This is a genomic window from Streptomyces sp. NPDC044044 (genome assembly GCF_056434405.1).
The window spans coordinates 114,840-129,151 of record NZ_JBWKFG010000006.1; the positions used below are offsets into that span (position 1 = coordinate 114,840).

11 protein-coding genes are annotated in these 14,312 nt (G+C 72.1%); 5 read left to right on the forward strand and 6 right to left on the reverse strand.

Annotation, left to right across the window (positions count from 1 at the left end; translation table 11 throughout):
• Positions 1 to 35 precede the first annotated feature (35 nt).
• Positions 36 to 875, reverse strand: coding sequence for a nitrilase-related carbon-nitrogen hydrolase (locus tag AC07AG_RS23040; RefSeq protein ID WP_478757238.1), 840 nt, complete (start codon positions 873 to 875; stop codon positions 36 to 38).
• Between the two features lie 243 nt (positions 876 to 1,118).
• Between AC07AG_RS23040 and AC07AG_RS23045 the strand changes: the two genes are divergently transcribed.
• Positions 1,119 to 2,834 (forward strand): bifunctional 3'-5' exonuclease/DNA polymerase, encoded by a 1,716-nt coding sequence (locus tag AC07AG_RS23045; protein ID WP_478757240.1) that lies wholly within the window; start codon positions 1,119 to 1,121, stop codon positions 2,832 to 2,834.
• A gap of 23 nt (positions 2,835 to 2,857) precedes the next feature.
• Here AC07AG_RS23045 and AC07AG_RS23050 read toward each other — a convergent pair whose 3' ends face one another.
• From AC07AG_RS23050 to AC07AG_RS23065, 4 genes are all read right to left on the reverse strand, one after another.
• Positions 2,858 to 6,298, reverse strand: a complete 3,441-nt coding sequence (locus tag AC07AG_RS23050; RefSeq protein ID WP_478757908.1) for an AfsR/SARP family transcriptional regulator — start codon at positions 6,296 to 6,298, stop codon at positions 2,858 to 2,860.
• A 429-nt stretch (positions 6,299 to 6,727) separates the two neighbouring features.
• Positions 6,728 to 8,851 (reverse strand): sensor histidine kinase, encoded by a 2,124-nt coding sequence (locus AC07AG_RS23055; protein ID WP_478757242.1) that lies wholly within the window; start codon positions 8,849 to 8,851, stop codon positions 6,728 to 6,730.
• Positions 8,841 to 9,623, reverse strand: coding sequence for a response regulator transcription factor (locus AC07AG_RS23060; RefSeq protein WP_478757244.1), 783 nt, complete (start codon positions 9,621 to 9,623; stop codon positions 8,841 to 8,843). Before AC07AG_RS23060 ends, AC07AG_RS23055 begins: the two co-directional genes overlap by 11 nt.
• Before the next feature lie 116 nt (positions 9,624 to 9,739).
• Complete coding sequence (locus tag AC07AG_RS23065; RefSeq protein ID WP_478757245.1) at positions 9,740 to 10,135, reverse strand: hypothetical protein; 396 nt, start codon at positions 10,133 to 10,135, stop codon at positions 9,740 to 9,742.
• A gap of 226 nt (positions 10,136 to 10,361) precedes the next feature.
• Here AC07AG_RS23065 and AC07AG_RS23070 point away from each other — a divergent pair, with 226 nt between their 5' ends.
• Positions 10,362 to 10,880: an FxLYD domain-containing protein gene (locus tag AC07AG_RS23070; protein WP_478757247.1), complete on the forward strand. Its 519-nt coding sequence runs from the start codon at positions 10,362 to 10,364 to the stop codon at positions 10,878 to 10,880.
• 87 nt (positions 10,881 to 10,967) lie between these two features.
• Here the strand turns inward: AC07AG_RS23070 and AC07AG_RS23075 are convergent, their stop codons facing one another.
• Positions 10,968 to 11,561, reverse strand: a complete 594-nt coding sequence (locus AC07AG_RS23075; RefSeq protein ID WP_478757249.1) for a TetR/AcrR family transcriptional regulator — start codon at positions 11,559 to 11,561, stop codon at positions 10,968 to 10,970.
• 88 nt (positions 11,562 to 11,649) lie between these two features.
• Here AC07AG_RS23075 and AC07AG_RS23080 point away from each other — a divergent pair, with 88 nt between their 5' ends.
• The 3 genes from AC07AG_RS23080 (at position 11,650) to AC07AG_RS23090 (ending at position 14,304) form a co-directional block, all read left to right on the forward strand.
• Complete coding sequence (locus AC07AG_RS23080; protein ID WP_478757251.1) at positions 11,650 to 12,282, forward strand: LppU/SCO3897 family protein; 633 nt, start codon at positions 11,650 to 11,652, stop codon at positions 12,280 to 12,282.
• A gap of 514 nt (positions 12,283 to 12,796) precedes the next feature.
• Positions 12,797 to 13,336, forward strand: coding sequence for a hypothetical protein (locus tag AC07AG_RS23085; protein ID WP_478757253.1), 540 nt, complete (start codon positions 12,797 to 12,799; stop codon positions 13,334 to 13,336).
• A gap of 122 nt (positions 13,337 to 13,458) precedes the next feature.
• Complete coding sequence (locus tag AC07AG_RS23090; RefSeq protein ID WP_478757255.1) at positions 13,459 to 14,304, forward strand: DUF4097 family beta strand repeat-containing protein; 846 nt, start codon at positions 13,459 to 13,461, stop codon at positions 14,302 to 14,304.
• Positions 14,305 to 14,312: the final 8 nt, after the last annotated feature.

Sequence of the window (14,312 nt, forward strand, 5' to 3'; positions counted from 1 at the left end):
CGGTGCGGGCAAGGACCGCCCAGCGAAGCCGCAGGCTAACTGTCACCGCCCTCATCGATGAGGCGCCGTACCTCCCGGTCCACAAGCCCGAGCCGCGCCTCCGCGACAAGAGGAACCGCACGCCGGTGCCGGCGGGCCTCATGGACGTCGATGTCGATCGTCACCAGGCCCGGCTCCCACTTCGGCGCCTGCGCCACCACCGTCCCCCGCGGGTCCACCACCCGCGAACCGCCCCAGAACGAAGCCCCGTTCTCGTTCCCGACCCGGTTCACGAAGACCACCCAGCACTGGAGCATGCGGGCCGTGTAGGACAGCAGCGTGTCCCAGTACAGGCCCGTGTCCATCGCCTCGGGATCCAGGCTCGCCGCGCTGTTCGTGGGAATGACGATGACCTCGGCACCGTCCTGCACCGCCAGCCACGGCAGCACCGGCTGCCACGCGTCATTGCAGATGAGGGTCGCCGCGCGCCCGTGCCCGCCCGGCAGGTCGTACGCACGCAGGTGCTGGCCGGGGCTGACGTGCTTGCGCTCCTCCCAGGCCAGGTAGTTGGGGAGGTACAACTTCCGGTGGCCATGGAGGAGTTGGCCACCCGCGTAGTACGCGGACGTGTTGTACGCGCGCAGACTCGTGTGTTCGTGCAGGCCGACGATCACGTCGGGGCCGAACGTGGAGAGTTCCAGGAGGCGGGTGTCCGTCGCCTCCAGCGACGTGTCCCGCTTCAGGCCGCCCAGGTGGTACCCGTGCAGACTCAGCTCGGGGAAGACGACGAGGTCGGCACCCTGCGCCGCCGCCTGGCCGATCTGGTCCCGGGCCTCGGCGAGGTTCTCGTCCACCTCGCCGAGGACACAGTCGGTCTGCGCAAGGGCCACTCTCATGCCCTCGAGCCTCGCAGCGCCGGACACCCCTCGCATGTCGGGGACACCCGGAAGATGAATCGGCGGGTGGGCGGGAAAGGCCCCTTCGGCGCAGGCGAAGCTGCCGGAGACCCCGCCCACCCCAGGGCCCCAGCCCCGCACCCCCAGCCCCCCCAGCCCTCCAAGCCCTCCAAGCCCTCCAAGCCCTCCAAGCCCTCCAAGCCCTCCGCAGGATTGTCAGTGCCTGGTGACAGACTCGGCCGCATGACCGCAAGGTGGGCCCTCGCCGCCACCGAGGCCGGAGGCGCCACCCTCGCCCCCCTCGGGGAAGACGGCCTGCCCGCAGGCCCCACCCTGCACGAGCCGGACCTCGCCGGAGCCGTGCGCGACCGGCCCGACGTGAGCCGCTGGGTCTGGCGCTCCACCGCCGAGATCTATCCCGCCCTGCTCACCGCCGGCGTCCGGGTGGACCGGTGCTATGACATCGAGGACGCCGAGCTCCTCCTCCTCGGTCACGAGGGCCGCCTCGGCGAGCCACGCTCGGCCGCCGCCGCCTGGGCCCGGCTGCACAACGCCCCGGTGCCGGACGACCCACCCGCCAGAGCGGCGGCCCCCGGCGCCCAGGACTCCCTCTTCGAGCCCTCCCCCGTGACCTCCCTACCCTTCGACGCCCTCCTGGAGGTGTATGCCGCGCAGCAGCGAAGACACGAGGCCGCCGAGCACCCCGGCAGGATGCGGCTGCTCACGGCGGCCGAGTCGGCCGGGATGCTGGTGGCCGCCGAGATGAACGTGTCGGGCCTGCCCTGGCGCGCCGACGTCCACCACGCCCTGCTCACCGAGCTCCTCGGCGAGCGGTATGCGGGAGGCGGCAGGAACGCGGGAGCGGCCGAGCCCCGCCGCCTCGCCGAGCTCGCCGACGAGATCTCCGCCGCCTTCGGCCGCCGCGTCCGCCCCGACCTGCCGAACGACGTCATCAAGGCCTTCGCGCAGTCCGGCATCAGGGTCAAGTCCACCCGGCGCTGGGAGCTGGAGGAGATCGACCACCCGGCGGTGCGCCCCCTCGTCGAGTACAAAAAGCTGTATCGGATCTGGACGGCGCACGGCTGGAGCTGGCTCCAGGACTGGGTGCGCGAGGGCCGCTTCCGCGCCGAGTACACGCCGGGCGGCACCGTCAGCGGGCGCTGGACGACGAACGGCGGCGGCGCGCTGCAGATCCCCAAGATCATCCGACGGGCGGTCGTCGCCGACCCCGGCTGGCGTCTCGTCGTCGCCGACGCCGACCAGATGGAGCCGCGGGTCCTCGCCGCGATCTCCCGCGACCGGGGCCTCATGGAGGTGGCCGGGAGCCACGAGGATCTCTACACACGCCTCTCGGACCGCGCGTTCTCCGGCGACCGCGACCACGCCAAGATCGCACTCCTCGGCGCTGTGTACGGGCAGACGTCGGGCGACGGCCTGAAGAACCTGGCGGCACTGCGCCGCAGATTCCCCGCCGCCGTCGCGTACGTCGACGACGCAGCGAAGGCGGGCGAGGAAGGCAGACTCGTACGGACCTGGCTGGGGCGGACCAGCCCCCCTGCGGCCGGAGCCGGCGACTTCGACGAGGCGGGCATCCCGCAGGAAGATCCTGCCGAACTGCCCTCCCAGGACGGCGAGTTCACTCCCGGTTATGCCTCGTCCAACACCCGCGCCCGCGGCCGCTTCACCCGGAACTTCGTCGTCCAGGGCAGCGCGGCCGACTGGGCCCTGCTGATGCTGGCCGCGCTGCGTCAGTCCATCGCCGCGGCCGGCCTCCGCGCCGAGCTGGTCTTCTTCCAGCACGACGAGGTCATCGTGCACTGCCCACAGGAGGAGGCCGAGACGGTCACGGCGGCGATCCGCGCGGCCGGCGACCTGGCGGGGCGCATCGCGTTCGGCGAGACACCGGTGCGCTTCCCGTTCTCCGTGGCCGTGGTGGAGTGTTACGCGGACGCGAAGTAGCCCTGGTCCCGGCCGGAGGGGGCTCAGCCCTCCCGCGCACCCGCCAGCAAGTCCTTCAGCTCGCCGACGACCTCGCTGCTGTCCGTGCCGTCGAGTGCCGCAAGCGCCGCCCTCCACTGCGCGTACGCCTCCTCGGCCCGCCCCTCCGCGTACAGCAGGAGTCCGCTCTGGTGCCGGGCCAGGCCCGCCATGTGGGCGTCGGCCCGCTGCTCCGCACGCTCCAGGAGGTCGGCGCACTCGCGCGCCGCGTCCCGCGCCCTGGACACCTCGCGCAGGGCGCGGACCACGCCGAGGCGCACCTTGGACTCGTTGTGCCAGTCCTCGGCCTCGCCGTGGATGCGCAGGCTCTCCTCGAAGTGCGTGAGCGCCATGTCCGGTTGGCCGAGGAGGAGGTAGGCGCGGCCGATGTCGCAGTGGGCTTCCTGGCGGACACCGGCGTGCGCGAGGGCCTCGCCGATCACCAGGCTCCGCTCATGGTGGTCGATCGCGGTGCGCGCGTCGGTGTGCTCGTAGATGTTGCCGAGGTGGCTGAGGGCGAAGGCCTCGCTCAACGGATCGTCCAGGGCCTTGGCCAGCTCCAGGCTCTGGCGCAGCGCCTCGGCCGATTCCTCGTAGCGGCCGAGCGCTTCGAGGAGGAGGCTGCGGTTGAGGACGGCGCGGTGCACGAACGACACACAGTCGAGCTCACGCCACAGGACCAGGGCCTCGTCGATCAGGGCGAGCGCCGCACCGCTGCGCCCCGACACGTAGTTGAGGCCCGCGAGGTCGGTGAGGGCCTGCGCCTCGCCCGCGATGTCGCTCCACCGACGGGCCGCGGTCACCGCGAGGCGGTTCAGGAGGTCCGCCTCGCCGAGCCGGCCGCGGCGCTTGAGATACGAGAAGAAGCAGCGGACGAGCACGGGCAGCAGGACCGATTCACGGCCGTGGCGGTCGGCGAGGGCGATGACATTGCTGAGTTCCGTGTCGCCCCAGTCGAAGGCGTCGTCGGCGGACATCGGCGGCACGGCGGGGACCGGGGAGCCGTCTGCGGTGTGCCGGGGCGGCAGCCGCTCGTCGACTCCCCGCAGCCGGTCGTCGCGGTCCAGGCCCTCCGGCATGATCGCCATCACGGTCTGCCGCGCCGACTCCGCGTACCACTGGAGCGCCGACTCCACGACGTCCGCCGCTCCCGTGCCGTCCTGGTGGGCCGTCTCCCTCGCGAAGTCGCGTACGAGGTCGTGCGGGGCATAGCGGCCGTAGGCCGTCTCGTCGAGGAGCGCGACGTCGACGAGCCGGTCGAGCGCGGCCCCCGCGCGCCACTCCTCCACCCCCAACAGCCGTGCGACGAGCGGGACTCCGTACGCCGGGAGGTCCAGCGCCCCGATCACGGCGAGGGCGGCGGCCGCGTCCCGGTCGGACTCGCGCTCCGACATGCGCAGGGCGTCCAGGGCCACGGCGAGCGAGCGCCGCACGCTCAAGTCGTCGTGCTCCAGGTGATGCAGCCGCCCGCCGCTGACGGTGAGGAGTTCGGCGAGGGCGTCCGGGGTGAGCGCGCGGCGGGCGGCGAGGCGGGCCGCGATGATGCGCAGGGCCAGCGGGAGGCGGCCCGCGAGTTCGACCAGGGGGTGCCCGGCGTCGAGCCCCGCCCGCCCGGAGACGGCGCGCAGCAGGGCGACGCTGTCCCCGTCGGAGAGCGGCTCCAGCGGAAAACGTCCCGCGCCGTCGAGCGCGGTGAGCGGAGAACGGCTGGTGACGATGACCGAGCAGCCGGAGCCCGCGGGCAGCAGCGGCCGCACCTGCGCGGCGGTCGCCGCGTCGTCCAGTACGAGCAGGGTGCGGGTGGGCGCGAGCAGCGAGCGGAGCAACGCGGCTGCGGCGTCCGGGTGTTCGGGGCTGTGGTTCGACTCGACCCCGAGGTCCCGGAGCAGGGCGGCGAGGGCCTGGTCGGGCGTGAGGGGCGCCATGCCCGGGGTGGCTCCGCGCAGGTTGACGTAGAGCTGGCCGTCGGGGAAGTGCTCGCGCAGCCGGTGCGCCACATGCAGGGCGAGCGCGCTCTTTCCCACGCCTGCCATGCCGGACAGGACGGCGACGGGAGGCGCGGAGCCGGGCGCCGGACCGAGCGCGTCGCTGCCGCCCTGCCCCGTGAGGAGCGGAGCCAAGGAGCGCACCACTTCTTCGCGGCCCGTGAAGTGGGGTGGGGATGGGGGGAGTTGCGCGGGGTGGGTGGAGGCGGGGGCAGGGGCAGGGACAGGGGTTGAGACCGGGGCGGGTGCGGGAGCGGGAGCCGGTACGGGAACGACCGCCGCTTCAGGGCGGCCTGACGCGGCGAAGGCTTCGGGGCCTGACTCGGGGGACGCTTCTGCTGACGCGGGGAACGCTTCGGACTCACGGCCGACGGGCGCTTCGGATTCCGGAGCGGAATCCGCACCGGAGGCCACGCCGAGCCCGGCCCTGGATGCCACGCCAGGCTCCGCCCCGGCAGCCACGCCAAGCCCAGCCCCCGATGCCACGCCAGACCCAGCCCCGACCGCCCCGCCAGACCCTGCCGCCCCAGACGCCACACCAGACCCAGCCCCGGCCGCCACGCCAGACCCAGCCCCGGCCGCCACGCCAATCCCTGCCGCCCCAGACGCCACACCAGGCCCAGCCCCAACGGCCCCGCCAATCCCAGCCCCAACAGCCCCGCCACGCCCCGCCCCAACAGCCACACCAAGCCCCGCCAGCGCCGCCCCCGCAGGCTCCTGCAACACCTCCCGATGCGCCTCCCGCACCGAGGCGCCCGGCTCCACGCCCAGCTCGTCCACCAGCCTGCGCCGCAGCTCGCGGTGGACGGCGAGTGCCTCCGCCTGGCGGCCCGTGCGGTGCAGCACCAGCATCAGCTGCCGGTGGAAGGTCTCCCGCAAGGGGTACTCGGCGACCAGTTCCGCCAGCTCCGGCACGAGCCCTCCGTCACCGGCCCCGGTGGCCAACTCCGCGTCGTAGCGCAGTTCGAGGGCAAGGAGCCGCGCCTCCTCCAGGCGCGGTACGAGCGCGTGGCCCGCAGCGTCCGCGGGCAGCCCGCCCAGCGGAGTGCCGCGCCACAGGGAGAGCGCGGCGGACGCGGCGTCCGCGCAGCCGTCCCAGTCACGTTCCGCGTGCGCGGCACGGGCCTGCGCGACCAGCTGCTCGAAGACCCGTACGTCCAGCTCACCGTCGGCCACCCGCAGCCGGTACCCCGGAGGCACCGCCCGCAGCCGTTCCGGATCGTCGAGGAGGCGGCGCAGCCGCGTCACGTGGTTCTGCAGCGAGGCGTGCGCCGACGCGGGCGGCGCGCCGCCCCACAGTGCGTCCTTGAGGGCGTCGACGGAGACGACCCGGCCCGGTTCGAGCAGCAGCGCGGCCAGCAGGGCCCGGCCCTTGGCGCTCTGCACGGGCTGGGGCTCGCCGTCGGCGTCGTACACGGCAGGCGCGCCCAGGAGTCCGAACCGCAACCCGTCGCACCGCACGTCCACGCCATCTCCCGCCAACCGTTGGCCACATGTTAGCGATCGGTTGGCGGGCCCTGATGGAATCAACACATCGGGCCCGGCCCCGCCGGTACTCGCGCCAAGCGCGTAACTCGGGGGAGTGTCACCGTTGCGGCCGGGCCCGCTCAGTTTCTGCGATGCATCCTCAACTTCCTTACGGGGTGGGGAAGTTGGGGTGCTCGCGGAATCGGGTCAGCCGCACGAACGTCACCGTGCCCGCGCGGCACGCACCTGCCCACGGACCCCGGCCACACGCGTCGGTCTCCGGAATCCGGCACCAGGTGCTCACGGATCTCCCACCATTCGCTCACGCGGACAAGGCCCGCCATGAGGCCCGCTATGAGGCCCGCTATGAGGCCCGCCATGACGCCCCGCGGTGGTATCCCCGGGTAACACTCGCGGCGCCCGTCATCCCGACGGCACCCGCACCGTGAACACCGCCCCCTCCCCCGGCGTGCTCCGCGCCGTCACCGTCCCGCCGTGCCCCTCCACCAGCTGGCGGACGATCGCGAGGCCGAGCCCGCTGCCGCCGGTCGCCCGCGTACGTGACTTGTCCGCGCGCCAGAAGCGGTCGAAGACGTGCGGCAGGTCATCGGGATCGATGCCGGTACCGGTGTCGGCGACCTCCACCACCACCGCGTCGAGCGTGGCCCGGCAGCTGATCGTCACGCTGCCGCCCTCCGGGGTGTGCCGGACCGCGTTGGAGACCAGGTTGCCGATCGCCTGGCGGAGCCGGAGCGGGTCGGCCGTGAAGCAGGGGTCGCCGAGCGTCGTCGCGCTCAGCCGTACGCCCGCAGCCTCGGCCCCGGCCTGGTGCGCCGCCGCGACCTGGTCCACGACGTCGGACGCGTGCACGGGCTCGCGGTGCAGCCGGAGCGTTCCGGCGTCGGCGGCGGCGAGATCCTGCAGGTCATTGACGATGTGCTGGAGAAGCAGGGCCTCTTCGAGGAGCGAGGTGACGAGCTCGGGATCGGTGGCGACCACGCCGTCCTCGGCCGCCTCCAGCCAGCCACGGATGTTCGAAAGCGGCGTACGCAGCTCGTGCGCGACGTCGCTCACCATGGCCTGGCGCTGATCCTCAAGGGCCTTGCGGTGGGCGGCCATGTCGTTGAAGGCGTCGGCGAGCTGGCGGATCTCACCCGCCGATCCCGCCGAGCGCGCCGTGACGGGTTCGGCGGCCTCGCCCGTCTTCATCCGCTGGGTCGCGGCGGTCAGCGCCCGCAGCGGGCGGGTCAGCCGGGTCGCGGCGAAGGCGGTCACGGCGACCGTCACCGCGAGGATGCCCGCCGAGAGGCCCGCGAGCCGGGTGGTGTTGGCCCCCGAGAGGCTGAACCGCGAGCTCTCGACCGCACGGGCCACCGCGGTACGCGAACCGTCGGAGCTGGTGACGAAGAGCAGCGCGGGCTCGGAGACGTACAGCCCGAGCTGCTCGCGCCGGGCGCTGCCCACGCAGGCGGCGGTCTTGGTGTCGTACTCGCTGCCGACGCGGCTGACACCGCCGACCGCTTCAGGGGCGTACGGCGATTCCGAAGGGGTGCTCGTGGGTGTGCCGGGCTCCTTGGTCGGAACGCTCGGCTCCGGTCCGACCTGGCCACCCGGCTCCCGTCCGACCTGGCCACCGCCCGGCTCCGGTGCGACCTGGCCACCGCTCGGCTCCGCGGGCCTCTCCGTCGCCGTCTCCGCGTCCGTGGGGATGTAGCGCCCGGAATCGCGGTCGAACACGCCAAGCGACTGCCACCACGTCAGATCGAGCCCGACCTTCACGGGCGGGGCGTCCCCGCGCCGCAGGCACGCGTTGGTGAGCTCGTTGAGCCGGTCGAGCGCCTTGCTCTCGGTACGGGTGGGCATGTCGAGCCGGTAATCGTGGCAGCTGGAGTCGAGGAGCTGGGACGGATCGTTGGGGGCCTCGACGCGCGGACGCCCGCTGGGTCCCTGGACGACCCGGGCGGAAACCCCGAGGTCCTGCATGCAGCCCACGATGCTCCCGGCCACCTTCCCCAACTGTTTCCGCTCCGTCCCCGGCAGCCGGAAGGGTCCGACCGCACGCGGATCGATACGGTCCTGGCCCCCGGCCTCCGCGTCCGCGCTCCCCGCACCTGCGGTCAACGCCCCGTCGACGGCGAGCGGATCGACGACGGCCGATGCCTTGGACGGCAGCTCGACACCGGCCGATCCCTTGCCGCCCTCGCCGCCCTTGCCGCCCTCGCCTCCCTCGCCGCCCTTGCGTCGCGAGTCGGCGATGACGACACGGTCCTGCGTGGTCAGGGTGATGCGCCGCCCGGTCTGCCGGGCCAGCTCCCGCACGGTCTTCTCGGCACCCTGCCACCCGGGCGCACCGGCCGCGAGGCCGAGCAGTTCGTCGTAGACACGGGCGTCGTCGGCGAGCACCTGCCCCTGCTCCTGCCGGATCGCGCCGGACGTGGTCTGCGCGGCCAGCCAGGCGGTGGCGGCGATCGAGACCACGGAGACGAGCACGGAGACGGCGAGCAGGCGCGGCAGCAGGCTCTTGCGGAACGGTATGTCACGCGCCATGGCGCGCCGCCGCCCCGACGGCCGCGCCCGCCGTGCCGGTCAGCTTGTACCCGACGCCGAAGACGGTCACGAGATGCCGGGGCCTGCGCGGATCGACCTCGATCTTCTTGCGCAGATTGAGGATGTGCACGTCGACGGTGCGCACGGATATGTATCCGGACGACCCGTGAATACGATCGAGCAGCTGGGGCCGTGTGAACACCCGCTCCGGCTCCGCGGCCAGCGCGGCGAGCAGCTCGAACTCCCCCGGCGTGCACTCGACGAGCCGCCCGTCGACGGTCACCTCATGCCGTACGGGATCGACGGAGAGCCCGCCGACCCGCAGCACACGCGGCACGGCTTCGGCACCCTCGACGACCGGATGGTGCGTGCCCTGGGAGCGCCGCAGCAGCGTACGGACGCGGGCCATCAGCTCGCGCGGGCTGTACGGCTTCGTCAGATAGTCATCGGCCCCGAGATCGAGCCCGAGCAGCAGATCGTCCTCGGTCGTGCGGGCGGTCAGCATCAGAATCGGAATCCCGACGACGGATCCGTTCCCGCCTCCGGTCCCACCCCCGTTCCCGCCCCGCAGGACGCGCGTGACGCCGAGCCCGTCGACCCGCGGCATCATCACGTCGAGCACGAGCAGGTCCGGCGGCCTGCGCCGCACCTCGTCGATCGCGGCGCGCCCGTCGTGGACTACGGCGACCGTGTGGCCCTCGCGCTCCAGATAGCGGCGGACCAGCTCGGCCTGTTTCTCGTCGTCCTCCGCGACCAGGACAAAAGCGCACATGGTCTGGAGCATAAGCGGGGCGGGCCGGGCCAAACGGAATCCGGACAGCGGCCTGACAGGATCCTCATAACTCCTCGATCCTCATAACTCCTCGCCCCGCCCCCAAGGACGCGGCCCTACCCCTCGTGAGGCACGACCACGACCTGGAAGTCGTCCTCGTAGACGATCCGCCCGGGATCCGAGGACCGCACCACCCGGCACTCGATGCCGTGGGCGTCGAGAATCTCCAGATAGCCGGGTACGCGCTCGATGAGATGGGTGGCGGAGGCCTTGAACCAGGCCACGGCGCAGGGCGTGACGTCCTGGTCGTAGACGGTGGGGTCGACCTTCGACGGGATCGGATACGCGGCGTCGTACCAGTCGTTGTTGGCCCGCCGGAACCGCTCCTGCTCCGGCGTCAACTTCCCTTCCCTGGCAAGCCCGTTGACGAGGACGAACACTCCTGGAAAGTGCCCTCGCGGATGGCGCACGGGCGACTCATAGCGAACGTAAGAGGCATCAGCATCACTCATCGCGGCATCCTCGCACCCCCGCCCGGGGCAACGACGTACGCCGGCCAGTAGGCCGCGGCCCCGCACACCCGCGGTCGGCGACGCCCGCGAGGGGACGTGCCGGTATGCCTGTCCGCCCGAAGCACGGTTCACGGCCCCCGGCATCCAGCGCCCGGCACCCGGCAGCGCACACCCATACGGCGGCCTCACCTCGCGCCCACCCCGCACCACCCCGAAGGTGGTCCGCATGAACCGCACCCGCACGCACGGCCACGCCCGCACCCACAGCGTGGCCCGAACTCGCACCCGCACCACGCGCCTGGCCGCAGCCGCAGCCACCACCGCCCTCCTGGCCCTCACCACCACCGCCTGCTCCGACAGCGACGTGGACAAGGCCAAGGACAGGGCCGCCTCCGCGACAGCGAAGGCGGGCGAAGCCGTCTCGTCCGCCACGGAAGCCGCCGCCTCCAAGATGGCCGAGGTGAAGGACGGCGTGGACGCGAAGGCGGACGTAAAGGTCGACGGCCCCACCAAGTCGGAGGACGACCGGGCAGCGGCCAGGATCACGGCCACCAACAGCACGGACAAGAAGGCGGACTACACCGTCTCCGTCAACTTCCGCGACAGCGACGGCAACCTCCTGGACACGGCCGTCCTCAACATCAGCGACGTGGACCCGGCCAAGTCGAAGTCCGGCACGGCCCGCAGCAACCGGTCCCTGTCCGGCACCCCGAAGGCAGAAATCGGCAAGGCACTACGCCACTGACCGAGCCCGCCCCCGGACGGACAGAGACCCAGACCCAGACCCAGACCCAGAGCTAGAGCTAGCCCCAGAGCCAGAGCCCCAGACAGGTCAAGGAACGAGCGAACGCCAAATCCTCTCGGGCAGAACCCTGGCGGCCTGATCCAGGTCGACATCGTCGAAACCGGAGAGCCAGCGACGCGCGGTCGCGACGACGGGCCCCAGGACCAGCCCCTCGATCAAGGGCATCGGCAGCGGAGCAACCTCACCCGAATCCACGTGCCGCTGCATCCAGTCGGTCATCGGGGACAGCCTGGCCTCCTGCGCGTCACGGAGCTGCCTGGCCTGAGCCATCCCGAGCCGGTCGGCGTACGAGGAGTGCAGGAGCCGCGCGGCGTCCGGGTTCTCCTTGATGAACTTGAGGTAGGCCCGCACAAGGGAGCGGATACCGGTCCGTGCCGTACGGGACCGCTCCACGGAAGCGGCCATCTCGGCGAGAAGCCGGCCGAGCCAGCGCAGCAGCAAAGCGTTCATGAGGCCGTCGACGCTGCCGAAGTGGTGGTAGAGACTCCCGAGGCTGACACCGCTGGTCTTGGTGAGCGCGCCGACGGTGACGCCCTGCTCTCCGGACTCGGCGTAGACCTGGAGCGCGGCATCCAGGAGTCGGTCGGCGGTCTCTTCACCGCGCTGTTGCTTGGGGCTCATGGTGCCACCAGCGTAGAGCACACCACTTCTAGAGCACCTTTCTAGAAAAACACTCCACCCAAACGGCCCGCTGAATCATACTGACCCCGTGCCTGAACCCATATCGCCAGCGCCGCGCCCTGGCCCCACACCCGGCCCCACACCCGGCTCCGCACCCGGCTCCGCACCCGGCTCCACCGCCCGCGGCTGCCTGGCGACACTGGGCGCCGTCGGCGCCGTGCTCGTCGTCATCCTGCTCCTGAACCAGGGGGACGACGACAGCGACAGCGCCTCTCCGAGCTCCTCGACGAGCCAGGGATCGTACGACCCGTCCACCAGCACCCCGTACACGAGCGACCCCTACACGGACGCCCCGTCCACGGACGATCCGTACGCCACCGGAACCGATGCCGGAACCGACACCGGAGCCGATACGGGGACCGACCCGGTGGCCACCCCCACCAGCGAGGCCCCCACCCCCTTCCGGTCGGGCACCTGCCTCAACGGCACGCTGCCGGACTCCACGACCGCGCAAGAGGTCGACGACGTGGAAGAGGTGTCCTGCTCGGCGTCCGACGCCCACTACGAGGTGATCCAGACGATCCCCATGACGTCGGAGATGAGCCGCTGCGACGACAACCCCCGGACGCAGTACGCCTTCTCGTACCGCTACACCCTCAACGGCTCGACCATCAACGAGTACGTCTACTGCCTGGTCGGCCTAGGCTCGTACGCACGCTGATACGCACGCTGATACGCACGCTGATACGCACGCCATAGGGCTCGCACGCAGCACCGCGCAAGGCCGCGAACGACCGCTCCCGCCGAGCAACAGCAGTACAACTTTCTAGAAAGATCTTCCAATCAGGTCGACCTGCGGTCCACACTGAACCCCGTGGCCGGACCCGCGTCCGTCCGTGCGGACGAGGGGAGCGCACGGCGGGACCCGGGCTCGGCCACGGTCACGCCCGGAGCCCGGTAGGCACCGAGAGCGGACGCCCATCCCCCGCGACACCACATGGCGCCACATGGCACCACCTGACACCATCCAGCGCCAGTTGGCGCCAAGCGGCGCCAAACAGCACCACGCGGCGCCATCCCGCACACCAGGAAGCACGCGAACAGGCGAGGTGCCACGACACCCCAGGCCAGCCTCTCCACGTTTCCGCAGGTCAGCGCAGCTCACCCCAAGCCGACCCCACACCCAGCACCTCCCAGGCTTGCAGATGGCGCCACAGTGGTGCCATGATGGCGTCATGGACCTCACGCCGTATGTCGACAACCTCCGCCGCGAACTCGCGGTGGCCGCCGAAGCCGGCGGCGAGGAAGCCCGCGAGCTGGCCGAGCGGCTCACCGCCCCGCTGGAGTCGGCGACCCGTCTGACCATGCTCAACGTGCTCTCCGCCGCGATGGACGAGATCACCCGCGAGCTCGCCCCCGGCTCGGTCGACGTACGACTGCGTGGCCTCGACCCCGACTTCGTGGTGGTACTGCCGCAGCACGAGGACCAGACCGAACCACTCGACGCACCGGCTCCGGCACCTGCCGCGGCCCCGGCGAGCGCATCGACCCCGGCCGACACCGACGAGGGCGGCACCGCCCGCGTCAATCTCCGCCTGCCGGCCCACCTCAAGGCCCGCGCCGAGGAGGCCGCGAGCCGCGAGGGCCTGTCGGTCAACGCGTGGCTGATCCGTGCCGTGTCGGCCGCGGTCGACACGGGCGGCTCCACCTCCGCCCCCCGCACCCCCGCGAAGACCAGGTCCATCGGCCAGAGCTTCACGGGCTGGGTGAGCTGACCCGAGCGGACCCACCCCTCACATCCACCCCTCGCACCAACCCCTCGCACGAACCCCGCCCCGCCGCCCACGCCCGCGGGACGCCACGAACACTCAAGAGGACCCAAGAGGACGGGACAGCCATGCCTTCTTTCGACACTCCCCAGCCGATCTCGGTCAACGCCCAGGTGGACGCGGGATCCATCCAGTTCGCTGCGGGCGACCGCACCGACACCGTCGTGGACGTAGCGCCCCGGGACCCGAAGAAGCGCCAGGACGTGCGGGCCGCCGAGCAGACCGAAGTCACCTACTCGGGCGGCAGGCTGCACATCAAGACGCCCAAGCAGCGCTACCTCGTCGGCCCCACCGGCACCGTCGACGTGACCGTCGAACTGCCCGCGGACTCGGGCGTCGAACTGACCGGCGCGTGGACCCAGGTGCTCGGCGATGGCCGGCTCGGCGAGGTCCGCGTGAAGACCTCGTCCGGCGACGTCCGCCTCGACACGACCGGCCCGCTGAACCTGACCGCCTCCCACGGCTCGATCACCGTCGACCGGGTGGAGGGCCCCGCCGAGATCACCACCAGCTCCGGCAGCCTGCGCGTCGGCACCGTCGACGGCACCGCCGTCCTGAAGAACTCGCACGGCTCGACGAACGTCGGCACCGCGTCCGGCGATCTGCGGGTGAGCGGCGCGAACGGCGACATCAGCATCGAGCGCGCCGAGGGCTCGGTCGCCGCCACCACCGCGCACGGCACCCTGCGTGTGGCCGAAGTCGCCCGCGGGACAGTGCAGTTGGAGACCAGCTACGGGGCCATCGACATCGGCATCCGCGAGGGCACGGCCGCCTGGCTCGACGTCAGCTCCGGCCGCGGACAGGTGCGCAACACGCTCACCGCGTCCGAGACCCCGGAGAAGACCGAGGACACCGTCGAGGTCCGCGCCCGGACGCGGTGGGGCAACATCGACATCCGCCGATCCCGCGCCTGAGCGCTCAC